This is a genomic window from Micromonospora sp. ZG13 (assembly GCF_059359355.1).
Map to the genome: position 1 here is coordinate 38533 of NZ_JCADBQ010000022.1, position 22221 is coordinate 60753.

Consider the following 22221-nt stretch of genomic DNA (forward strand, 5'->3'; position numbering starts at 1 on the left):
ACCACGACTGCGTGATCGGCGGTCAGGGCGTTCGCGGGGACGGGGTGGGTCACCGGGCGGCCTACACTGGGTGCGTGAGGGAACGGGCATGAGCAGTAGGGCGCCGCGCGGGGCGCCGGGCGGCCATCTCTGCTGGTCGTACGACGATCCGGAGGCCCTCGCCGACCAGACGGAGCGGCATTTCGCCGCGAGCCTCGCCGCCGGCGAGCGCTTCTGGTATGTGACACCGCGCCCCTCGGACCTGGCGGCCGAGCGGCTGCGCGCCCTGCCGGGCTTCACCGACGCCGAGCGCCGGGGCGCCGCCGCGGTGGTCCCCCTGATGTCGACCTACTCGCCCGACCACGTCGTCGACCCGGTGGCGCAGGTCGCGGCCTACGCGACCGCGACGGACGAGGCGCTGGCCGCCGGGCACACCGGGCTGCGGGTCGTCGCGGAGGCCACCGAGCTGGTCCGCACCCCGGCCCAGCTCGACGTCTTCACCCGCTACGAGCACCTCATCGACCGCTACATGCGCACCGGGCCGTTCAAGGCCGTGTGCGCCTACCACCGGCCGAAGCTGGGCGACCGGACGGTCACCGAGCTGGCCTGCATGCATCCGCAGAGCAACGTCGACGACCTGTTGTTCCGGTTGTACGCGGTGGCGCCCGAGGACGGGCACGCAGCGCTGGCCGGCGAGCTGGACATGTCGAACCACGAGCTGTTCCGCACCGCCCTGGACCGCGCCGACCTGCGCCCCGTCGGCGGTGAGCTGGTGCTGTCGGCGACCAACCTGCGCTTCCTGGACCACCGCGCCCTGAGCCTCCTGGCCGAGTACGCGCACCGGCGCGGCGCGACCGCCGTGCTGCGTACGCCCCGCCCGGCCACCGCCCGCCTGGTCGGCCTGCTGCAACTGCCCGCGATCCGGGTGGAGGTCACGCCGTGAGGACAGGCGCGGCCGCCCAGCACCACGGCTACTACCACGAGGCCGTCCGCTACGGCTCCGACGACGAGTTGCTCGCGGTGGTGGTGCCGTTCCTGCTCGGCGGCGCCGACGCGGGCGAGCCGACCTTCGTCGCGCTGGGCGAGCGCACCGGCGGGCTGGTCCGCTCGGCGCTGCCGGCCGGGTGCAAGGTCGAGTTCCTGCCCGGTGGCGACCTCTACTCCCGGCCCGCCGCCGCCATCCGCTCCTACCGCGAGCTCCTCGCCGAGCAGGTGACCGCCGGCGCCGGGCAGATCCGGATAATCGGTGAGATGCCGCCCGACTCGTTCGGCGCGACCTGGGACTGGTGGGCCCGCTACGAGTCGGCGATCAACCACGCGTACGACGACTTCCCACTGTGGAGCATGTGCGCGTACGACACCCGGACCACGCCGCCAGCGGTGCTGGCCGACGTGGCCCGGACGCACCCCCGCTTCGCCACCGCCGACGGGCGGCACGTGCCGAGCCCGACCTGGACGCCGCCGCAGGACTACCTACGGCAGGACCTCCCGGTCGTGCCCGACCCCCTCCAGGCGCGGCCGCCGGCCGTCGAGCTGACCGACCCGACGGCGGCCGAGGCGCGGGCCGCCGTGCACAAGGTCGACCAGGGTCAGGTGCCGGTCGACGACGTGGAGGATCTGGTCGTCGCGGTCAGCGAGATCGTCACCAACGCGCTGCGCCACGGCAGGCCGCCGGTCCGGCTGCGCGTCTGGGCCGGCGACGACCGCATCGTGGCGACGGTCAGCGATGCCGGCGACGGGCCGGGCGACCCGTTCTGCGGGCTGCTCCCCGCGTCCAACGGCGCACCGGGCGGGCTCGGGCTCTGGATCACCTACCAGTCCTGCAACCACGTGACCTGGCAGCGCGACGACGACGGGTTCACGCTGCGGTTGACGGCCGGGAACGCGTACACCGGCTGAGCGCGGCGGGCTCGCGACCCGGTGCCGGACCGGACGGTGGGGTTGCGGCGGAGCGCGCCGGCCGGCGCGGCCGGCGCCGGTGGTACCAGGCGGCGAACAGGGCGGTGGCGAGCAGCAGTTCGGCGACGTCGCCGCCGTAGTACATCAACCGGGCCGCTTCGCGCAGCGCCCCGACGTCCCGGTCGGGCAGCCCGGGCGGCAGGGTCGCGGCGTGCGCGTAGAGGTACTTGGCCAGCACGGCGTGCCCTGCCCCCGCGGCGAGCAGCGCGCCGGCCCGCACCGCCGGGCGCGGCCGGCGCGGCGCCGGGTCCGGGCCGGCCACCGACCAGGCGAGGAGGTAGCCGGCGGCGACGTAGTGCACGTGCAGGGCGTGGTGCAGCACGGGGTTCCGCTCGGCCGCCGCGTAGAGCGGCGTGAGCAGCACCAGCGCGAGCCCACCGGTGCTGAGCAGCGCCGCCGTCACCGGATGGGCGAGCACGTGCACCGGCCTGGCGCGCAGGAGCCGGCCCACCCGGCGGCCGACCGGCGGCGGCACGACCCGCAGCAGCAGGGTCACCGGCGCGCCGAGGGCCAGCGCGAGCGGCGCGACCATGCCGAGCAGCAGGTGCTGCGCCATGTGCACGCGTGGGTCGCCGGGGCCGGCCGCCAGCGGGCCGAGGGCGACCGCGAGCACCGCGCAGCCGGCCAGCCAGGCGACCGTACGCCGGCGACGCCAGCCGCGCCGGTCGCGGGACACGGCGAGCAGGTAGCCGGCGGCGAGCACCGCGACGGCCGCGAGCGGCAGCGGGTCCGGCCCGGCGGCGGCACCGGTGTGCGCGAGCGCCGTCACGGCACGTCGCGGCCGTGGCGGGAGCGCACCCGCCAGGTCACCCACGCGCCGAGCAGCAACAGCACCACCGCCGCCACGTTCCACACCACGTCGTACGGGAGCAGGTGCACCCCGTAACGGATCTGGTGCAGCCGCAGCACCTTGTGGTCGACGATGCCGTCGAAGAGCTGGAACGCCCCCGCGCCGAGCAGGAACCCGCCCCAGGCGGCCCGGGGCAGCAGGGCGCCCCGGCGGCGCAGGTCGGCGTACCAGAAGAAGCCGCCGACCAGGGCGATCAGCTCGGCCGAGTGCAGCAGCCCGTCGGAGAGCAGCCCGACGGAGAGGGTGGACCGGTCGTAGAAGTGGTGCCAGCCGAGGATCTGGTGGAAGACGATCTCGTCGACGGCCGCCATCACGGCCGCGCCGATGACCGCGGCGGCGAGGACCGATCGGCGGAGATCGGGCGCGGCGGCGCCGCTTACCGGCACTCCCGCCATCTCATCACCTCGCATCGCTCGGGTCGGTGTCGAACTACCCGGGGGCGGCCGAAGCATGCGGAAGTCCCCGCGACGGGACGGTCGTGCCGTACGGTTCCGGTGGCTCCGGTCACGACCGGCGGACGGCGGGCGGGCCCGCGGGTACCTTCGGCGGGCGGGCGACGATCGTCTCCCGGGGCGGGAACAGCAGACTCCGGGAGGACACGGCCGTGCCGGACGCCGAGGAACTGGTCAGCGACGCGCTCGCGGCGGTACGCGGCACCGACGTACGCCTCGCGGAGCGGCAGCTGGACCGGCTGATGATCGGCACGGGCGCCGCGGACGGCGCGGGCGCGGTGGACGCCGCCCTGCTGCGCCGCCTCGCCCTCGGCGTGGGGCGACTGGCGCGGCACGGCTGGCAACCGGTGGATCTCGGCCGGCTCGCCGCCCGCCGCCTCGACCCCCGGGCAGCGGGACTGGTCACCGACGCACTCGCCGCGCACCGCCGCGACCTGGCCGGGCCGGTGCCGTCGTGGTGGGACGACCAGCTGCGCGACCTCGGCGCCGGGGTGTGGTGGGACGCCGACGAGGGCCACCTGACCGCCTGGGCGACCCGTGTCGGGTGCGACCGGTTCACCGCGCTGCGGGCGGCGGTCGACGCGCTGGCCATGGTCGAGGGGCTCCCGCCGGTCGCCGTGCTGCGCCCGCCGCCCGGGGCGCCGTCGACGGGCGTCACGAACGGCGGATCGGGCGGCGGATCCCGGATGCTCGACCGGGTACGGGCGCTGCTGGCGAAGGCGGAGTCGACCACCTACCCGGCCGAGGCGGAGGCGCTGACCGGCAAGGCCCAGGAGTTGATCGCCCGGCACAGCATCGACCAGGCGCTGCTGGCCGGCGTCGCCGAGCCCGCCGACCGTCCCGGCGGGGTGCGCCTCGGCACCGAGCCCCCGTACGCGGGCGCGAAGGCGCTGCTGGCGCAGGAGGTGGCGGCGGCGAACCGCTGCGAGGCGGTCTGGTCCGACGACCTCGGGTTCACCACTGTGCTGGGCTGGCCCGCCGACCTGGAGGCGGTCGAGCTGCTCTACACCTCGCTGCTGGTGCAGGCCACCACCGCGATGCTGCGCGGCCGGGGTGAACGGCGGGCGCGGGGTGCCGGCCGGCGCACCCGGGACTACGACGAGTCCTTCCTCAACGCGTTCGCGCTGCGGATCGGCGAGCGGCTGCGGGCCGCCACCGACGCGGCCGACCGGGAGGCGACGGCGCAGGCCGGGCCGGAGCGGCTGCTGCCGGTGCTCGCCACCCGCGCGGAGGCGGTACGCGAACGCCTCGACACGCTCTTCCCCGGCGTCGTACGGGGGCGGCTCACCGTCCGTGACGCCGAGGGCTGGTCGTCGGGCACCTCCGCCGCCGACCGGGCCTCGCTCGGTTCCGGCCCCGCCCCGAAACGGCAGGTACGCGGGCGGCGCTGAGATTCCTCACCGCCGGATGTCGAAACCGGCGGGTCCGTTCCGACCCCTGTCTGGAGGCGCGCCGCCGTGGGCGGGCCCCGGCGTGGGGCCGACGGGTCCCGGCGTCAGCGGGGAGTCACATCGACGGACGCCGGCCGGCGTGCGGCACGGGGTGCAGGCCGGTCGGCGTCCGCCGTCGGGGTCGGCGACGCCGGTGCGCACCGGCTCAGGCGCGGCACTCGCGGGTCAGCTTCGGCGGGATGCCGGTGAAGGTGGCGTCCATCCAGGCGGCCGGCCGGGACGCCCGGGAACCGGCGTCGATGCGCTCGGCGGTGTCCTCGATCAGGGCGCGGATCTGCGGATCGGCGGCCCGGCGGGCCTGCGCGCGTACGTCGTCGGCCAGCTCCGCCAGGTTGCGCCGGAGCTGGTCGGCGACCTGCGCCCCGGTCAGGTCACGGCTGACGGAGGCCGCCGAGTCGGTGGCGATCCTCCGGCTGCCGGCGACGATGACCCGGTCGACCTCGCGGCAGACCTCGGCGGTGTTGGCTGCGGTCGTGGCGACCGGGGACGGGCTGGGAGCGGTGGCGCTCGCCGTGGCCGTCGGGCTCGGCGGGGTGGCGCCGCTCCGGGCGGCCTCCTCCCGGGCGCTGTCCTGGCATCCCACGGCCAGCACCCCGAGCGCCACCGTGGCGGCGGCCCGGCGCGCGTAGACGACGGATCGGGACACGGGACCTCCCGTTCGGGCTCTCGGGCCGTCCTGCGGGTGACGGCACGGGTTCGGCAGACGTCGGGCGGCGGGGCGTCAATCTGGCAACGAGGGGCACGGCCCGCGGGACACGACCGCCGGACGCGCCAGTACGCCCTCCGCCGGGTCGGCCCGAAGGCCGATCCGGCGGAGGGCGCGTACGCGTGTCAGCTCTTGAAGGCGTCCTTGATCTTCTCGCCAGCCTGCTTGAGCTTGGCGCCGGCCTGCTCGTTGCGCCCCTCGGCCTCGAGCCGCTCGTTGTCGGTGGCCCGGCCGGCGCCTTCCTTCAGCTTGCCGGCCGCATCCTCGGTCGTGTTGTTGATCTTATCGTCGAAACCCATGTCAACCTCCCGATATGGCGGTGCCGGTACGCCCCTGATGTACCCCGTCCCACCGCCCTCCAACCGTCCCGGTCACCCACCGTCGTCCCGGGGCACGTGCCGGCACGCCGGCGGCTCCCGTCACGCGCCGTGCCGCCGGCCCTGCGACGAGGGCCGGCGGCACGGGACGGAGGGTCAGGCGACCGGGCGGAAGCCCCGCAGCCGGAGGCTGTTGGCGACCACGAAGACCGAGGAGAAGGCCATCGCGGCGCCGGCGATCATCGGGTTCAGCAGGCCGGCGGCGGCCAGCGGCAGGGCGGCCACGTTGTAGGCGAACGCCCAGAACAGGTTGCCCTTGATGATGCCGAGGGTGCGGCGGGCGAGCCGGATGGCGTCCACGGCGGCCATCAGGTCGCCTCGGACCAGGGTCAGGTCGGACGCCTCGATCGCCACGTCCGTGCCGGAGCCCATGGCCAGGCCGAGGTCGGCCTGGGCCAGCGCCGCGGCGTCGTTGACCCCGTCACCGACCATCGCCACCGTCCGCCCCTCGTCCTGGAGCCGCCGTACGACGTCGACCTTGTCGGCGGGCAGCACCTCGGCGACCACCTCGTCGATGCCCAGCTCGGCGGCCACCGCCCGGGCGACCGTCGTGTTGTCGCCGGTCAGCAGCACCGGCGTCAGGCCGAGCGCGCGCAGCTGTGCGATCGCCGCCCGGCTCGTCGGGCGGACCACGTCGGCCACCGCGAGGACGCCCCGGGCCCGACCGTCCCAGCCGGCCAGCACCGCCGTACGTCCCTCGGCCTCCGCCGTGGCCGCCGCCCGCGCGACCTCCTCCGGTACGTCGAGACCGTGCTCGCGCAGCAGCCGGGGTCGGCCGATCAGCACCTCCCGGTCCTCGACGGTCCCGCTCACCCCGAGCCCCTCGGCGTTGACGAAACCGGCCACCGGCGGCAGCGTGCCCGCCTCGGCCGCGCCGGCGGCGATGGCCCGGGCGATGGGGTGCTCGGAGGCGGACTCCAGCGCCCCGGCGAGCCGCAGCAGCTCCGCGCGGTCCTCGCCGGTCGCCGGGACCACGTCCACCAGGGTCATCCGACCGGTGGTGACGGTGCCGGTCTTGTCCAGCACGACCGTGTCCACCTGCTTCGTGGACTCCAGCACCTCCGGTCCCTTGATCAGGACGCCGAGCTGCGCGCCCCGGCCGGTGCCGACCAGCAGGGCGGTCGGCGTGGCCAGCCCGAGGGCGCACGGGCAGGCGATGATCAGCACCGCCACGGCGGCGGTGAACGCGGCGGTGGCGCCCGACCCGCTGCCGAGCCACCAGCCGAGGGTGCCCACCGCGAGGGCGATCACGATCGGCACGAAGACACCGGAGATCCGGTCGGCCAGCCGCTGCACCGCCGCCTTGCCGGTCTGCGCCTGCTCGACGAGCCGGGCCATCTGGGCCAGTTGGGTGTCGCCGCCGATCCGGGTGGCGGTGACCACCAGCCGGCCGCCCGCGTTGACGGTGGCGCCGACCACCGAGTCGCCCGGACCGACCTCGACCGGGACCGACTCGCCGGTGAGCATGCTGGCGTCGACCGCCGAGGTGCCCTCGTCGACCACGCCGTCCGTGGCGATCTTCTCGCCGGGCCGGACCACGAACCGGTCCCCCACCACGAGCTGGTCCACCGGGATCCGGGTCTCCGTGCCGCCGCGCAGCACCGCGACGTCCTTGGCGCCCAGTTCGAGCAGGGCGCGCAGGGCCGCGCCGGCGGTCCGCTTCGCCCGCGCCTCGAAGTAGCGGCCGGCGAGGATGAACACGGTCACCCCGGCCGCCGCCTCCAGGTAGATGTTGCCGGCGCCGTCGGAGCGGTTGATGGCGAAGCTGAACGGGTGGGTCATCCCCGGCGTCCCGGCGGTGCCGAGGAAGAGCGCCCAGACCGACCAGCCGAACGCGGCCAGGGTGCCGAGCGAGACCAGGGTGTCCATGGTCGCCGCGCCGTGCCGCAGGTTGATCCAGGCCGCCCGGTGGAAGGGCAGCCCGCCGTAGACCACGACCGGGGCGGCCAGGGTCAGCGACAACCACTGCCAGAAGTCGAACTGCCAGGCGGGCACCATCGCCAGCGCGATCACCGGCACGGTGAGCGCGGCCGAGACCCACAGCCGGGTACGCAGGACGCGCAACTCGTCCACCGGCTCGGCGGCCGGTGCGTCTCCGGCGGGACGGGGCGGGGGCGGCAGGGCCGCCGTGTAGCCGGTCTTCTCCACCGTGGCGATCAGGTCGTCCGGGGTGACCTCGTCGGCGTACCGGACGGTGGCCTTCTCCGTGGCGTAGTTGACGGTGGCGGTCACCCCGTCCATCCGGTTGAGCTTCTTCTCGATCCGGGCGGCGCAGGAGGCGCAGGTCATCCCGCCGATCGCCAGCTCGATCTGGTTCGGCGCGGTCAGCAAGGGCTTGGTGGTCATCACGGTCCCGTCAGTCGTGCCCGTGACCGGGGACGCCGTGGCCGGCGTCGGCGGTCGGGGAGCTCGTGGCGGCGGGGGTGCCCGCCGTCGGGGTGCCCGTCGCAGCCGGGACACCCGGCGCGGTCGGACTGCCGGCGACGACGGTGAACTCGGCGGTACGCACCACGCCGCCGTGCTTGAAGTCCAGGTAGAGGCGGTAGGCCCCGGCCGACGGCATCTCCGCCGAGAAGCTCACCTCGGGGCCGGGCCGCGTCCGCCCGTCGCCCGGTTCGCCGTGCGGGTGCACGTGCAGGTACGCCAGGTCGCCCTGGCGCAGCGCCACCAGGTGGCCGTACGCGCCCAGGTAGGGCTCCAGGTCGGTGACCGGCGCGCCGCCTCGGCTCACGCTCAGGGTCAGCTCGGCGGTGCGCCCGGGCTGCGGGGCGCCGGCGAGGGTGACGGTGTAGCCGTCGACCGTGGTGCTGGTCGCCGGCGCGGGCAGGGGCCGCCCGGTCAGCGCGCCGGGAACGGTCACGTCGACGCCCAGGGTCAGCGCCTCGCCCCCGGTCGGGGTGAAGTCGGCGAACGCCCGCCAGACGCCCGGCCCGGCGAGCGGCGAGTCGACCCGCCAGGTGCCGTCCGGCGCCATCTCGGGGTGCACGTGCCGGAAGCCGGAGAGGTCGCGGCGGGCCACGATCAGGTGCATGCGCTTGTCGTGCGCCACGTCGTACGCGGTCACCGCCCGGCCGTCGGGGCCGGTGACCTGGAAGGCGAACTGCCCCGCAGGGGCGTCCACCGGACGCAGGGTGTACCCGCGGTCGGAGACCAGCAGCCCGCCGGGCAGGTGGGCCGCCGCGCCGTTGTCGCCCTCATGTCCGGCTCCACCGTCGTCGCCGTGCCCCCCGCCGGCGTCGTGCGCGGCCTCGGCGGGCGGCGACACGGGGTCGGCCACCCGACCGACCCCGTACGTCGCGCCGAACACCACCGCGAGGCCGAGGGCGAAACCGCTCAGCTTCGTCGCCGTGTTCATGGTGTGCCTCGTCTTCCCCGTGCCCGCTCTCAGGCGCCGACGAGGTCGTAGCCGGCCTCGTCGACGGCGGAGCGCACGGTGTCGGTGTCCAACGGGCCCTCGCTGGTGACGGTGACCCGACCTGCGGCGACGTCGACCTGGACGTCGCTGACGCCCTGGATCGCGCCGACCTCGTTGCTGACCGCGGTGGCGCAGTGCCCACAGGTCATGCCCTGCACCTGGTACGTGGTGGTGATCATGGAACTCTCTCCTCTCGACGCCCCCAGCCTATACCCCCCAGGGGTAATCCGGAGGCATTCGGCTGCCCGTGCGGCGTACCGGTACCGGGTGGGGGTATCCCGGACACGGAGGACCGTACCATACCCCCGAGGGGTACGTTATTCTCGACCTCATGACCACACCGACGCCCACCCCGACCAGGGGCTACACCGCCACCAAGGACCAGCTGCTCGCGCGGCTGCGCCGCGTCGAGGGGCAGGTCCGTGGCATCGAGAAGATGGTCGACGACGACCGCTACTGCATCGACGTGCTCACCCAGATCTCCGCGATCCAGGCCGCCCTGGACAAGGTCGCGCTCGGCCTGCTCGACGGCCACGCGCGGCACTGCATGCACGAGGGCGCGGCCGAGGGCCGGGCCGACGAGATGGCCACCGAGATGATGGCCGCCGTCGGCCGCCTGATGAAGCGCGGCTGACCGCCGGCAGGTCCTTCATCCGGCGGCGCGCCGGGTCCGTGCGCCGGGGCTCCTCCCGGCAAGGTCCGGCCGGGGGGTGCCCCGGCGCGGCGACGGTCGCGGTGCCCCGGCGCCCCCGGGTCGGGGACGCCGGGACGTGCGGGTCAGAACCGGCCGAGGATCTTGCGCATCGTGTCGATCTCCGCCTGCTGGGTGCTGACGATCTGCTGGGCCAGGGCCTTGGCCTCCGCGTTCACGCCCCGGGCCAGCTCGTCGCGGGCCATGGTGATCGCGCCCTCGTGGTGGGCGATCATCATGGTCAGGAACTGCCGGTCGAACTCCCGGCCGGTGGCGGCCGCCAGCTTCGTCATGTCGGCGTCGGACATCATGCCGGGCATGCCGTGGTCCATGTGCGGCATCCCGCCCGGCGACGGCACCGGCCGCCCCCAGGCCGCCAACCAACCGCTCATGGTGGCGATCTCGGGTGCCTGGGCGGCCTTGATCTCCACGGCGAGCCGCTTGACCTCCGGGTCCGCCGCCCGCGTCGGCGCCAGGTCGGCCATCTCCACCGCCTGCCGGTGGTGCGGAATCATCATCTGGGCGAACATCGCGTCGGCGTCGCCGAACGCGGCCGCACCGGTGGCGGTGGCCGCCGGCCCGCCGGTGCCGGGGGTGCCGTGCCCCGCGCCCGGCGACGAGTGGTCGTCGCCGCCGCAGGCGGCGAGGGCGAGGGCGGTGGTGACGGCGACGCCGGCCAGGGCGGCACGGCGCGCGAGGGTACGAGTGGTCATGGTGGACCCTTTCGGTGTCGGAACGTACGCGGCACGACGAGGACGCGGAACGGCGTGCAGCCGCACCCGCGTCGAACGCGTCCTACCTGCGCAGCACCGAGACCGTGGCGAGCCGCAGACCGACCGGCCGGGGCGGCGGGGCCCGGGGCGGCGGGAAGGCGCCGACCGAACCGCCCCCGGTCGGGCCGACGGCGCGTACGCGGACCGACAGCAGCGCCGCCAGCAGCAGCGTGGCCGCGAACGCGCCCAGCACGGCCAGGCACACGCCCCACCCGGGCAGCCCTCCCCCCGTGCCGCCGCCCGCAGGCAGCAGTTCCTCGGAGGCGCAGCCCCCGGGACAGCCCACCACGGCCTGGAGGGCCGCCCCGACGGCGTGCGGAGCGGCGACGTCCCGCGAAGGCGGCACGAGCGCGGGCGCGGCGGGCGCGGCGGAGGCGATGGACGCGAGGGCGGCGTGCGGCACGTACGCGACGAGCGCGACAGCGGCATGCGGGACGGGCGGGACGGCTGCGTGCCGGACCGGCGCGAGGACGGCGTGCGGGACGGGCGCGACGGCGATGTGCGCCGACGGGTTCGCGGAATGACCGGTCTGGTGCGAGTCGTGGCCGATCGTGTGCATCGCGGCCAACCCGAGCAGCGTGCCGACGAGCAGCAGGAGCCGCGCGCCCCGCGCCGCCGTCACCGTCGTCCACACATCCGTCACGCTAGCGCGTCGACCCGTTCCGCACGGGTAGCACCCGCGGCGGGCCTCCGCACGTGTGCGGGCCGGGCGCGCGTAGGTCACGCGTGTGGGCGGGCCGGACCTGTGCGGCGAAGGTCGCGTCGCGACACCACCCACACGACCTGCGCCCCCGATGCCGGGGTGGCTACCATTCGGCCGGTGGCCCTCCGGACTCCGCACCACCCGCCCCGCGCCCCCCACCGGGCGACGGCGCCGACCACCCGTCGCCGGACGGGAGCCGACGACCACGGCACGTGACCACACCGCCACGTGGAGGCGGTTCCCCGCCCCACCCCCGTGGCGACGCTGAACCGACCGGCCCGCCGGCCCGTACCCCGCCCTGGACTCGTTGGGAGACACACGTTGGGCGCCGATCACACCCGTCCCGCTCCGTCCGCCCCGCCCAGGGTGCGGCGGATCCTCGTCGCGACGGTGGTGCCCCTCTTCGTCGCCACGCTGATCGCCGCCCTGGTGCTGTGGCCGTGGGACGCGCCCGACCCCGCGGCCGGCACCGAGCCGCCCCGCTACCACGGCACCGTGACCCGGGTGGTGACGGAGCCGTGCCCGCCGGCCCCGGAGGTGCCGGAGGGCAGCCCCGACGCCCCGCGGGGCCCCTGCGGCACCGTCACCGTACGGGTCGAGGACGGCCCCGACGCCGGCCAGCAGGTCCAGACGCCGGTCCCGGCCGGCCCCGGTGCGCCGACCGTCGCCGTGGACGACGAGATCATCCTGGTCGAGCTCATCGACCCCGCCGATCCCACGGCCAGCTCCTACAACATCGCGGAGCACCAGCGCGGCAAGCCGCTGGTCTGGCTGGTGGCGCTCTTCGCGGCCGCGATCGTCGCCTTCGGGCGGTGGCGGGGGCTGGCCGCGCTGGCCGGCCTGGCGGCGAGCTTCGCCATCCTGCTGACCTTCGTGCTGCCCGGCATCAGCGCCGGGAGCCCACCGCTCCTGGTCGCGGTCGTCGGCGCCGCCCTGATCATGTTCGTGGTGCTCTACCTGACCCACGGCGTGACCGCGCAGACCTCGGTCGCCGTACTCGGCACGTTGGGCAGCCTGGTGCTGACCGGCGTCCTCGGCACCATCGCCACCGCCGCGGCCCACCTGACCGGCTTCGGCTCCGAGGACGCCACCACGCTGTCGATGTACCAGGCCGACGTCGACCTGCACGGGCTGCTGCTGGCCGGCATCATCATCGGCTCCCTCGGGGTGCTCGACGACGTCACGGTCACCCAGGCCGCCACCGTCACCGAACTGGCGCACGCCAACCCGGGACTGTCCCGCAGGCAGCTCTACCGGGCGGCGACCCGGGTCGGGCGGGCGCACATCGCCTCGACGGTGAACACGATCGTGCTGGCGTACGCCGGCGCCTCGCTGCCGGTGCTGCTCCTGCTCACCGCCGACTCGCGGGCGGTGACCCAGCTTCTCACCAGCGAGTTCCTCGCCCAGGAGATCGTCCGCAGCGCGGTCGCCACCCTGGGGCTGATCGCCGCCGTGCCGCTGACCACCGGCCTGGCGGCCCTGGTGACCACGGCGGGCCGGCGGGCCGGGGAGCCCACCGACCGCGAGGCCGCCGCGCCCGCGCCGACGCCCCGGCCGGCGGCCGACCGGTCCGAGGCGCTGGAGGCGCTCAGCGGACCGCGCGGAGACACGCCGTCCGCCGCCCCCGCCGGATGGCCCGACCAGAACAGGAGAACGGACACCGCATGGTGACACTCCTCTGCGTGACGGATCATGGTTCCCGCCCTGATAGACGCGTCACTGGTCACCGTCAGCCATTACGAAATAACGCATTTAGTCGGCTTAGGGACGTAGATCCCCGGGAGTGCTCTCGGGTAACCTCGCTGCCGGTCACCGCCGAAGGCGCGCAGCGGCGCCTGCGGTGCCGCCGCCCAATCGCCGCCAGGCGAGCCGGGGACCCAGGCACGTGGGGTGAATCCGCGACAGCGGTAGGGGCCACTTCCGCCCCGAACCCGTCAGCTAACCCGGTCGGCGGTCGACGGAAGGGAAAACTGTGACGGCACCCCTACGCCGCTGGTTGACGCCCGTGGTGGCCGTACTCGCCGCCCTGGCGGTCTTCGCCGGGCCTCTCCCGGCGGTGGCCGCGCCCACCCCACCCAAGCCCTCCGGCCACGGCGACGACGAGCCCAAGCTGCTCGACGACCTGATCGAGGCCCGCAACCGGTCCTATGTGCAGGCCAAGGCGAAGCTGGAGAAGTCGAAGAAGCGCCAGCTCGAACTGGCTCTGGAGGTCAACCGGGCACAGGCCGAGCTGAACGCGCTGGCGCCGCAGGTCAGTCAGATCGCCGCCCAGTCCTACCGGACGGGACGGATCGGCGCGGTGTCGATGCTGCTGGACACCGCCAGCCCCGACTCGTTCGTCAAGCGTGCCGCCGCCCTCGACGAGCTGAACCTGGTCAACTCCAAGAAGCTCGCCGAGGTGAACGCGGTCAAGAACCGCGCCGAGCAGGCGAAGCTGGCGCTCGACGCCGAGGTCCGCGAGCAGCAGAAGCTGACGAACGAGATGGCGCGCGGCAAGCGGGAGGCGGAGAAGGCACTCGCGCTGGTCGGCGGCAGGGGTCTGACCAGTGGCAAGGTGGTCGCCACCTCGCCGGTGGCGAAGATCGCGCCGGGACGTACGGCCGACGGCGACTGGAAGCCCCTGGGGTGCACCGAGGACGACCCCACCACCTCCGGCTGCATCACCGCGCGCACGCTGCACATGTACAAGGAGGTCAAGCGGGTCGGCTTCAACCGGTTCGTCGGCTGTTACCGCTCCGGCGGGCCGTACGAGCATCCGAAGGGCCGGGCCTGCGACTGGTCGTTGCAGAGGAGCGGCTTCTCTCCCTGGCACAACGACGACACCTACATGTACGGCAACAACCTGACCGCGTTCCTGGTCCGCAACGCCGACCGGCTCGGCATCTACTACGTGATCTGGAACCGGCAGATCTGGTTCCCGGCGACGGGCTGGAGTTCCTACAGCGGCCCGTCGAACCACACCGACCACGTGCACGTGTCACTGCTCTAGCCGCCCGCCCACGGGCCGGCGAAGCCGGGACCGACACAGGGCCGCCCCCGCCGGACGCGGGAGCGGCCCTGTGTCGTCGTGCGGCCCGACGACGACCGGTCGGGACGGGTCGGCGGGAGGATCAGGCGGCGCTGGCGGCCGGCTCCGGCGCGTCGACCGTACGGGCGGGCACGGCGGCCACCGTCCGCACCTCGCCGGCGGTCAGCCGGTACGACATGCCGACCACCCCGCAGCGGCCGGCGGCCACCTCCGCGGCAAGGACGGCGGAACGGTCCAGCATCGCCTCGACGGTGTGCGCGATGTGGATGTCGACGATCCCGTCGATGTCCTCCACGCCCTCGGCGGCGGCCCGCCGCAGACTGGGCACCACGGCGTCCACCACGGCGCAGAGATGTCCGACCGGCGAGGTGCCGGTGGCGTCCGCCGCGCGCGCCGCCTGGACGGCCCCGCAGGAGTCGTGCCCGAGCACCACCACCAGGGGCGTGCCCAGGACGGTGACGGCGTACTCGACGCTGCCCAGCACCTCGGGGCCGATGGTGTGCCCGGCGGTGCGGACCACGAAGAGGTCACCCAGGCCACGGTCGAAGATGATCTCGGCCGCGAGGCGGGAGTCGGAGCAGCCGACGATCACCGCGAAGGGGTGCTGCCCGTCGGCGACCGCGGCGCGGTGCCCGGCGTCCTGGTTGGGGTGGCGCGGCGCGCCGGTCACGAACCGCCGGTTGCCCGCGTGCAGCTCGGCGAGCGCCTGCTCGGGACTCCCGGGGACGACCGGGGCGGTGCCGGCGTCGGCCGGGGCGGTGCCCGTGGTCGACACCGAAAGCGTCCGCTCCGGGCCCGGTTGACTGCCTGGCGATCCGGGACGACTCATCCCACACCTCGCTCCCTGACGTGAACGGCCTGGTCACCCGGGCCGACGCTGGACGCGGGCTGCCACCACGGTCACACGCACTGCAAGGTACGTCAAGGTATGCGTGATATCCATTTCATATGTTCGTCGGCGCGCTCATTACGCCAGCCGGCCGGCGGTTCACGCGCTCGCGCGTCGGCCAGCGCGCGAGGGCGCGCGGCGGGCACGCGGGAGGGGCCATACGATGGCGGGCATGGCGACGACTGGGGAGAACGGGAGCACCCGTAACTGGACGTTCCTCACCAACCACGGGCACGTGCTGCTCGCCATCGCCCGCAACCCCACCGCCCGGCTCCGCGATGTCGCCGACGAGGTGGGCGTCACCGAACGGGCCGCCCAGGCGATCGTCGCCGACCTGGAGGCCGGCGGTTACCTCAACCGCACCCGGGTCGGCCGGCGCAACGAGTACACGCTCAACCCCGCCGGCCGGTTCCGGCACCCCGCCGAAGCGGACCGGCAGGTCGGCGCCCTGCTCGCCCTCTTCACCGACGAGCAGGAGCCGGTCGAGCCCGCCGAGGGCCCCTGACGGCGGCGCCCACCCCGACCGCCACCGACCGTCCCGACCGCCCACCCTCCCGACCCGCGCCGCCCCCGCCCATGCGGGACGCTCCGGTCCGGCAAGGCCGACGTCAGTGCCGTGCCCGGAGGCGGCAGCGCGCGCCTGCGGCCCCCGGCGGTAATCTCACCGCGTGCGCGAGAGTTTCCGACCGGGCGGGACCGAGCGGGCCCGCCGACCCGGGCGCGGTGCCCGCGCGGTCCTGCGTGGAGCGGCCGCGGTCCTGCTCGGCACCGCCGTGGTCGTTCCGTCGCCCGCCTCCGCGGCCCTCCCCCGCTGCGGGCCCCCCGGCGTCGCCGCCCCCGCCGAGACGCCGTGGCCGCTGAAGCGACTCGAACCCTCGTCGGCCTGGCGGATCTCCCGGGGCGCCGGCGTCACGGTGGCGGTCATCGACTCCGGCGTCTCCGCCACCCATCCCGCGCTCAAGGGCCAGGTCAGGGTGGGCCGGGACTTCAACGGGCTGCCGCAGCAGCAGGGCCGCTGCGACCTGGCCGGGCACGGCACCATCGTCGCCGGCATCATCGCCGGGAAGGAGGCCGCCGGCACGTCGTTCAGCGGCATCGCGCCGCAGGCCAGGATCCTTCCGGTACGCGTCCTACCCGACACCCGGACCACCGTCGACGAAGGTCTGCCGGGGCAGATCGCCACGGCGATCCGGTGGTCCGTGCAGAACGGCGCCGACGTCATCAACCTGTCGCTGGTGACCCTGGACCGGAAGGAACTCGCCGACGCCGTCCGCTACGCCCTCGACGAGGGGGTGGTCGTGGTCGCCGCCGCTGGCAACCGCCAGGAGAACCAGCAGGACATGCCCGCGTACCCGGCCGCCTACCCGGGCGTGATCGCGGTCGCCGGCGTGGACGAGGAGGGTGGCCACGTCGGCAGCTCGGTGAGCGGGGACTACGTCGACCTCGCGGCGCCCGGGCTGAACATCCTCGGTCCGGCCCCCGGGGGCGAGGGCTACCTGGCCGAGCCGCAGGGCGGCACCAGCTTCGCCGCCGCGTACGTCTCCGGGGTGGCCGCGCTGGTCCGGGCCGCCCATCCCGACCTCGGCCCGGAGCAGGTCGCCGACCGGCTGGTCCGGACGGCCGACAGCCCGCCCGAGGGGAAGAACGCCGAGGTCGGCCACGGGGTGGTGAATCCGTACCGGGCGGTGGCGAGCCTGCTCGGCAGCCGCACCGACCCGCCCGCCGGCGCGATGCCGCCGCCGCCCTCCACCGAGGATCCGCTCGCCTGGCAGGGCACCGTCGCGGTCTGGGTCGCCGCCGTGGGCGCGCTCGTCGCCGGGTTGCTGCTGTCCGTCAAGCCGATCCTGATCCGCGGGCGGCGCCGGGGCTGGCGCCCGGGCCGTCGCCCCTCCGGAGTGGACGCCACGACCGGCTGACGTCCCTTCCCCACCCCGCTGCGAGGGTGGGCCCGGACTACGGGTCTGTTCCATGAACCGTGACTGGCCGCGCCGGACCTCGACGGCCGGCGGTGTAGTCCCCTCGCATGAATACCGTGACTCGTACGCCTGCCACGCCCCAGGTTCCGGCGCACCTCGGTTGTCGGCGGGCGCCGCACGGGCACCCGGACAGAGCGGAGCGCCGCCCACCGTGCGGTGGACGGCGCTCCGCGCGTCAGCGTCAGCGTCAGCGTCAGCGTCAGCGTCAGCGTCAGCGTCAGCGCAGGATGCCCGGCGTACCGCCGCCGTCGGCGCCCCAGACGTCCTCGTCCTCCTCCAGCCAGGTGTTGCGTGCGGTCTCCTCGTCGCCGTAGCCGGCGCCGCCCATACCGGCCATGCCACCGACGCCCCGGGCCCCCGCGCCGGCGCCCTTGACGCCGGCACCGGCGGCACCCGCGCGCCCGCCGCCACGGCCGGCCCCACCGGCCGCACCGCCGCCCATCATCGGCGCCATGCCGCCCGCGCCCAGCTTGCCGCCGGCACCGAGCTTGCCGCCGCCCCGACCGCCGTTGCGTCCGGCGCCGGCCGCGCCGCCGCCCATCATCGGACCCATGTTGGGGCTCACCGGCCGGCCGAGCGAGCCGCCGCCCGGGATCACGCCCCCGCCGCCCAGGCCGCCGCCACCGGAACCAAGCCCGCCACCGGCGCCGAGCCCGGAGGTGCCGGGCAGGCCGCCGCCACCGGCCCCGCCGAGGCCCGAGACGGCCGGGGTGCCCGCGCCGGCCAGCCCACTGCCGTAGTTCTCGCCGAGGCTGCCGGTGTTCGGCGGGTAGCCCCCGGTGCTCGGGGTGTAGCCGGTGCCCGGCGTGTAGCCGCCGCCGGTCAGGCCGGGGTGGGCGGTGGAGCCGATCCCGGTGGTCCCGGTTTCGGGCACACCGGCACCGCTGAGTGACGGCATGCCGCCGCCCGGCACGCCACCGGTCGAGGGCATCCCGCCCATGCCGGGTACGCCGCCGGTGCTGCCGGCGCCGGGGCCGGCGCCGAGGTCCGGGGTCTGCACGTCCGGCGACTGGGTGGTGCCCGGCGTGGTCTGCCCGGGCGTGCCCGAGTCGATGGTCACGTAGTCGCCGCTGACCTGGTTGTAGACCTTGGCGGCTTCCTCGGACTTGTCGTTGATCCAGTCCGCGAGCGAGGTGAGCGGGTCGAGCAGGCCCAGGAAGTCGGGCTTGACCTTCATCTCGAAGAGGCCCGTGTCGATCACGAGCCGGCCGTTGCGCGCCTCCAGCACGTCGTTGACGCAGCTCGCGGGGATGGGGAACTCGGCCTGCGCGGCGCTCAGCTTATCGGCGGCGGTCTTCAGCGACTGGACGATGCCGTTGTGCTTCTCGGCGTCGTCGACGACCCGGCCCGTGTCCGTGGCGATCTGCTTGATGTGGGTCTTGAAGGACTCGTACGCCGGGCCCTTCCACACCTCACCGAGATCGGCGACGTTCGTCTCCAGGCTCTCCTTGACGGAGTTCAGGTTCTTCAGCAGCTGCTCCCAGCCCAGCGCGGCGCTGGTGACGTCGCCCGGCCTGCCCGCGACGACGATCTGCTGGCACATCTCTTCCCAGCTCGGCATCCTGTCACCCTCCCGTTCAGCCGTTGGATCCGTTGGTGGCGGCTTGGCTGAAGGCGCGCTCCATCTCGGCGGCGGACATGGCGTTCGCCTTCTCCGCCGTCTCGTAGTTCTCCTTGACCTCGCGCAGCGCGTTGGCGGCCTGGTAGAGGTCCTCGGCGAGCTTGCGGACGCTCTGCTGAGTGGTGGTGAAGAGGCTGCCGTGCTTGCGGGCCAGGTCGCCCGCCCGGTCGAAGGCGCCGAGCGGGCTCGTCGCCCCGCCGCCGACGCCGTTCATGCCGCCCGACGCCGCCGCGCCGCCCATCCGGTCCTGGATCTCGACCATCGTGTACGACTGCTTGTTGAGAAACGAGGCGTGCGACTCCAACCACTCGATGGCCTTGTCCAGGCTGGACGCGTCCCACTCGGTGTTGTCGCCGCTCTCGCTCGCCCCCGGCACCAGGCCGGAGGGCGTCTGCGCCCGGTTGACGTTGTCCATCGTGATGCCGCTGATGTGCACGGTGGGTGCCAGCGGGGTGATGGGCATGTACGGAGTGTCCACCCGGATCTCGTCCGGCTGCTCCGTCCTGTCCACCTGTGGGCTCGTCCGGTCGTCCGTCATCGGTTCCTCCCCGTCGCCGACTGACAATGTGGCTTACTGCTGCTGCCCGCCGGGAGCCGGCGGGGGTGGGGGTGCCGTCGGCGCGGTGCCGGGCGGCGGCCAGGCACCGGCCTGGGATGCCGGCGGCGCACCGTACGGGTGTCCGCCGGTGGGCGTCGGGCCGTACCCGGGCGGGGGCCCCGCCTGGGGTGGTGCGGGCATGCCCGTGGGTACGCCGCCGGGCGGCGGATGACCGGGCGTGCCGAACTGCGGGTTGCCGTGCGGGCCCCCCGGCGCGCCGCCGGACTGCGGGTGACCGGGCGGCGGCGGGTAGCCGGGCGGACCGGCCTGCGGTGCCCCGGGCGGCGGATAGCCGGGCGGCCCGGCAGGCGGCGGGTAGCCGGGCGCTCCGCCGGGCGGCGGGTAGCCGGGCGCGCCGCCGGCAGGCGGGTAGCCGGGCACGCCGCCGGGCGGCGGATAGCCGGGCGCGCCGGGCCGGGCGACGGCTGCCTTTCGACGGGACCGGCGTACCAGCACGATCACGAGGACCAGCAGCGCGACGGGCACGAGCAGGCAGAGGGCCCCCTGGACCAGCGCGCCCGTGTCCTTCTTCATGCTGATCGACACCGCCGGCCCGTCGTCCTGCTGCGGCGTGGCCGCGCCGGCGGACGGGGCCGCGGCGTCCGGGGCGCCGGCGAGCAGCGGGTGCGCGTCCACCGCCGGCACGGTGCGGGTCAGCGCGGCGAGCGGATCGATCGCGCCGAAGCCGTACTGGCTGTCGCGGCCGTCCGGGCCCTTGTCCCGGGCGGTGCGGATGAGCCGGTTGACCACGTTGGCCGCGTCGAGGTCCGGGTACTTCGCGCGGACCAGCGCCGCCACGCCGGACGTGATGGCGGCGGCGTCGCTCGTGCCGCTGCCGATGCCGTAACCGTTGGACGAGACCGACGTGGACCGGGGCGAGATGATCTCCTGCATCGGCGCGGCGAGCACGGCCTCCCGACCGGTGGCGCTCTGCGCGAAGAACTCGCCGTTCTTCGCCAGCCCGGTCACGGCGACGACACCGGGGATGTTCGCGGGGCTGGTGACGACGCGGTCGTTCTGCAGCCGGTTGCCGGCCGACGCGATCAGCACCACGTTCTTGTCCAGGGCGTAGCGGACGGCGGCGATCTCGTCGGGGGTCGCGGTCGTGCCCGTCCCGACGGACATGTTGATGACGTCGGCACCGGCGTCGGCCGCCCAACGGATACCCGCCGAGAGGTCTGCCGAGTCGAAGGAGTTGCCCATCGCGACGGGCAGGATCTTCGCCTCCGGGGCGATGCCCAGGTGCCGCATCACGCCACCGCCCCGGGACGCGATGATCCCGGCCATCGCCGAGCCGTGGGCCTTCCTGGTGTCGTCGTCGCGGCGACCGTCGGCCGCCGTGCCGGACGTGACGCCCTTGCCCGGCAGGACCTGGCCGCGCAGGTCCGGCAGGTCGGGGTTGACCCCGGTGTCGATGACCGCGACGGTGACGCCCTTGCCCTTGGTGAGCTTGTGGGCCTGCGGGATCTTCAGCTCGTCGAGGTACCACTGGAGGCCGCGTACCGTGTCGGCGCGCGCCGGGGCCGGTGCGGCCAGTGGACCGGTGCCGGCGCCGACGACCACCGTCAACGCCGCGACGGCCAGCCGGAGCTTGGATCGCGAAGGCTTGCCCGCACGCATGATTCTCCCAGGACCTATCGACGCACAACGCGACGCGGCTCCGGCCCGGTCGAACCGGACCGGAGCCGCGTCGGCGATTGTGTCAGTTCCACGCCTTGGCGTTGCTCATCTCGGTGCTGACGTAGTTCTCGCGAGCGATGCCCACGGCGCCACCGATGTCGTTCAGGATCTTGTTGATGTCCCGGACGGCGGCGTCCCACTGCGCCTGGTGCTGCTCGTACGCGGCACGGTCCTCACCGTCCCACTGGAGCTTGGACAGCATCGAACGCAGCGTGTCCAGCTTCTCGTCGATGGTCTTCGAGATGGCCATCATCTGCTGGTTGCTGCTCTCGAGGACCGCGTAGTCGACCTTGATGCTCATCTGTTCCTCCCCTGCTCGTGTCGGCGGATCACGGGTTGAGTGCAGAGTGGAACTTGTCCAGCATCTGCTGCTGCTCTTCGTCGTTGACCTGGTGCGTCGTACCCGACTTGTCGAGCAGGTCGGCGATGTTGTCCATCGCCGTCAGCAGCTTGGCCGTGTCCTCGTTCCAGCGCTGCATCAGCGACTGGAAGCCGGTGGACGCCTGCCCCTTCCAGGCGATGGCCAGGTCGTCGACCACGTTCCACAGCTTCTTCAGCTCGCCGTCGACATCGCTGCGCGTGGAGCGCACGTCACCCGCGGCGGTATGCAGAGTCGCTGCTTCGACCTCGAACGCCATGCTTCACACCCTTCCGTCATCTTGTGGCGGCGCAGTCGCCGCGTCCCTCCCCCGCCGCAAGGCAATCACCCCACCGACGGACACTCAGTCAAGACCGTAGCGGACGGTGTCCATACCCCGCAGCCCTGCCCTGAGCGGTTGCCCAACTGATGCCGGAGCGGCCCGTCCCGCCTATGCGGAACGGGAGTACGAGCGGACGTGCAGCACCAATCCGACCACGAAGAGGAAGGCGAGGATCGATACGAGCACCCACTGCACCGCGTCGTCGGCGAGGGTGCCGAGGGCCAGCCCGAACGCCGCCACCCCACTGAGCAGGACGATCTCCATCGCCCGGCGGGCCAGCCGCGAGCGGGAGAGCTGCGCGACCAGACCCAGGACGATGAAGGCCGGGATGGTCGCCAGCGCGTACACGAACAACATGCTCTGCCACACGGT

The 22221-nt window shown here is 74.5% G+C and carries 24 protein-coding genes and 1 riboswitch; of the genes, 8 read left to right on the plus strand and 16 right to left on the minus strand.

The genetic code is table 11. The features are described 5' to 3' along the window. Positions 1 to 88 precede the first annotated feature (88 nt). Both AC5L34_RS27835 and AC5L34_RS27840 read left to right on the plus strand, forming a co-directional pair. Positions 89 to 922, plus strand: a complete 834-nt coding sequence (locus tag AC5L34_RS27835) for an MEDS domain-containing protein (RefSeq protein WP_494827672.1) — start codon at positions 89 to 91, stop codon at positions 920 to 922. After that, positions 919 to 1878 carry an anti-sigma factor RsbA family regulatory protein gene (locus tag AC5L34_RS27840; protein ID WP_494827674.1) on the plus strand — a complete coding sequence of 320 codons (960 nt, stop codon included), beginning with the start codon at positions 919 to 921 and terminating at the stop codon, positions 1876 to 1878. Before AC5L34_RS27835 ends, AC5L34_RS27840 begins: the two co-directional genes overlap by 4 nt. Here the strand turns inward: AC5L34_RS27840 and AC5L34_RS27845 are convergent. Further along, on the minus strand, positions 1838 to 2707 hold the full coding sequence (locus AC5L34_RS27845) for a cytochrome c oxidase assembly protein (protein ID WP_494827675.1): 870 nt from the start codon (positions 2705 to 2707) through the stop codon (positions 1838 to 1840). The genes AC5L34_RS27840 and AC5L34_RS27845 overlap by 41 nt on opposite strands. Continuing rightward, positions 2704 to 3183, minus strand: coding sequence for a DUF2243 domain-containing protein (locus tag AC5L34_RS27850; protein WP_441174593.1), 480 nt, complete (start codon positions 3181 to 3183; stop codon positions 2704 to 2706). The genes AC5L34_RS27845 and AC5L34_RS27850 overlap by 4 nt, the downstream gene beginning before the upstream one ends. A 209-nt stretch (positions 3184 to 3392) precedes the next feature. Here AC5L34_RS27850 and AC5L34_RS27855 point away from each other — a divergent pair, with 209 nt between their 5' ends. After that, positions 3393 to 4631, plus strand: a complete 1239-nt coding sequence (locus AC5L34_RS27855; protein ID WP_441174594.1) for a DUF2786 domain-containing protein — start codon at positions 3393 to 3395, stop codon at positions 4629 to 4631. Positions 4632 to 4836: 205 nt separating this feature from the next. Here the strand turns inward: AC5L34_RS27855 and AC5L34_RS27860 are convergent, their stop codons facing one another. The 5 genes from AC5L34_RS27860 to AC5L34_RS27880 form a co-directional block, all read right to left on the minus strand. Then, positions 4837 to 5337, minus strand: a complete 501-nt coding sequence (locus AC5L34_RS27860) for a hypothetical protein (protein WP_494827676.1) — start codon at positions 5335 to 5337, stop codon at positions 4837 to 4839. A 185-nt stretch (positions 5338 to 5522) separates the two neighbouring features. Continuing rightward, positions 5523 to 5696, minus strand: coding sequence for a CsbD family protein (locus AC5L34_RS27865; protein ID WP_101413916.1), 174 nt, complete (start codon positions 5694 to 5696; stop codon positions 5523 to 5525). Positions 5697 to 5870: 174 nt separating this feature from the next. Beyond that, positions 5871 to 8120: a heavy metal translocating P-type ATPase gene (locus AC5L34_RS27870; RefSeq protein ID WP_441174596.1), complete on the minus strand. Its 2250-nt coding sequence runs from the start codon at positions 8118 to 8120 to the stop codon at positions 5871 to 5873. A 10-nt stretch (positions 8121 to 8130) separates the two neighbouring features. Beyond that, positions 8131 to 9129, minus strand: a complete 999-nt coding sequence (locus AC5L34_RS27875; RefSeq protein ID WP_441174597.1) for a DUF8832 domain-containing protein — start codon at positions 9127 to 9129, stop codon at positions 8131 to 8133. A gap of 29 nt (positions 9130 to 9158) precedes the next feature. Beyond that, on the minus strand, positions 9159 to 9368 hold the full coding sequence (locus tag AC5L34_RS27880; RefSeq protein WP_089002270.1) for a heavy-metal-associated domain-containing protein: 210 nt from the start codon (positions 9366 to 9368) through the stop codon (positions 9159 to 9161). Between the two features lie 152 nt (positions 9369 to 9520). On the opposite strand from AC5L34_RS27880, the gene AC5L34_RS27885 reads away from it, so the two are divergent. Then, the gene (locus tag AC5L34_RS27885; protein WP_089002271.1) at positions 9521 to 9823 is read left to right on the plus strand and encodes a metal-sensitive transcriptional regulator; all 303 of its coding nucleotides are present in this window, start codon (positions 9521 to 9523) and stop codon (positions 9821 to 9823) included. 143 nt (positions 9824 to 9966) lie between these two features. On the opposite strand, the gene AC5L34_RS27890 is transcribed toward AC5L34_RS27885, so the two are convergent. Together AC5L34_RS27890 and AC5L34_RS27895 are read right to left on the minus strand one after the other, a co-directional pair. Continuing rightward, positions 9967 to 10593, minus strand: coding sequence for a DUF305 domain-containing protein (locus tag AC5L34_RS27890; protein WP_441174598.1), 627 nt, complete (start codon positions 10591 to 10593; stop codon positions 9967 to 9969). Positions 10594 to 10675: 82 nt separating this feature from the next. Continuing rightward, positions 10676 to 11287, minus strand: a complete 612-nt coding sequence (locus AC5L34_RS27895; protein WP_441174599.1) for a hypothetical protein — start codon at positions 11285 to 11287, stop codon at positions 10676 to 10678. A 390-nt stretch (positions 11288 to 11677) separates the two neighbouring features. Between AC5L34_RS27895 and AC5L34_RS27900 the strand changes: the two genes are divergently transcribed. Then, complete coding sequence (locus AC5L34_RS27900) at positions 11678 to 13027, plus strand: YibE/F family protein (protein WP_441174600.1); 1350 nt, start codon at positions 11678 to 11680, stop codon at positions 13025 to 13027. Positions 13028 to 13193: 166 nt separating this feature from the next. Beyond that, positions 13194 to 13325, plus strand: a riboswitch (cyclic di-AMP (ydaO/yuaA leader). 3 nt (positions 13326 to 13328) lie between these two features. Then, positions 13329 to 14345 (plus strand): coiled-coil domain-containing protein, encoded by a 1017-nt coding sequence (locus AC5L34_RS27905; RefSeq protein ID WP_441174601.1) that lies wholly within the window; start codon positions 13329 to 13331, stop codon positions 14343 to 14345. 121 nt (positions 14346 to 14466) lie between these two features. Here AC5L34_RS27905 and AC5L34_RS27910 read toward each other — a convergent pair whose 3' ends face one another. After that, a complete protein-coding gene (locus AC5L34_RS27910; RefSeq protein WP_441174602.1) occupies positions 14467 to 15213 on the minus strand; it encodes a carbonic anhydrase in 747 nt (248 codons plus the stop codon). A 223-nt stretch (positions 15214 to 15436) separates the two neighbouring features. Here AC5L34_RS27910 and AC5L34_RS27915 point away from each other — a divergent pair, with 223 nt between their 5' ends. Then, positions 15437 to 15778, plus strand: coding sequence for a helix-turn-helix transcriptional regulator (locus tag AC5L34_RS27915; protein WP_089002277.1), 342 nt, complete (start codon positions 15437 to 15439; stop codon positions 15776 to 15778). Between the two features lie 163 nt (positions 15779 to 15941). Beyond that, the gene (mycP, locus tag AC5L34_RS27920) at positions 15942 to 17189 is read left to right on the plus strand and encodes a type VII secretion-associated serine protease mycosin (protein WP_441174603.1); all 1248 of its coding nucleotides are present in this window, start codon (positions 15942 to 15944) and stop codon (positions 17187 to 17189) included. A 277-nt stretch (positions 17190 to 17466) separates the two neighbouring features. Here mycP and AC5L34_RS27925 read toward each other — a convergent pair whose 3' ends face one another. From AC5L34_RS27925 to AC5L34_RS27950, 6 genes are all read right to left on the minus strand, one after another. Continuing rightward, positions 17467 to 18810 carry a WXG100 family type VII secretion target gene (locus AC5L34_RS27925; protein ID WP_441174604.1) on the minus strand — a complete coding sequence of 448 codons (1344 nt, stop codon included), beginning with the start codon at positions 18808 to 18810 and terminating at the stop codon, positions 17467 to 17469. 16 nt (positions 18811 to 18826) lie between these two features. Continuing rightward, the gene (locus AC5L34_RS27930) at positions 18827 to 19408 is read right to left on the minus strand and encodes a hypothetical protein (RefSeq protein WP_441174605.1); all 582 of its coding nucleotides are present in this window, start codon (positions 19406 to 19408) and stop codon (positions 18827 to 18829) included. 33 nt (positions 19409 to 19441) lie between these two features. Continuing rightward, positions 19442 to 21088, minus strand: coding sequence for a S8 family serine peptidase (locus AC5L34_RS27935; RefSeq protein ID WP_441174606.1), 1647 nt, complete (start codon positions 21086 to 21088; stop codon positions 19442 to 19444). 82 nt (positions 21089 to 21170) lie between these two features. Further along, the gene (locus AC5L34_RS27940) at positions 21171 to 21449 is read right to left on the minus strand and encodes a WXG100 family type VII secretion target (protein WP_101413905.1); all 279 of its coding nucleotides are present in this window, start codon (positions 21447 to 21449) and stop codon (positions 21171 to 21173) included. Positions 21450 to 21477: 28 nt separating this feature from the next. Further along, complete coding sequence (locus tag AC5L34_RS27945) at positions 21478 to 21786, minus strand: WXG100 family type VII secretion target (RefSeq protein ID WP_101413904.1); 309 nt, start codon at positions 21784 to 21786, stop codon at positions 21478 to 21480. 171 nt (positions 21787 to 21957) lie between these two features. Next, positions 21958 to 22206, minus strand: coding sequence for a hypothetical protein (locus tag AC5L34_RS27950; RefSeq protein WP_441174608.1), 249 nt, complete (start codon positions 22204 to 22206; stop codon positions 21958 to 21960). Positions 22207 to 22221: the final 15 nt, after the last annotated feature.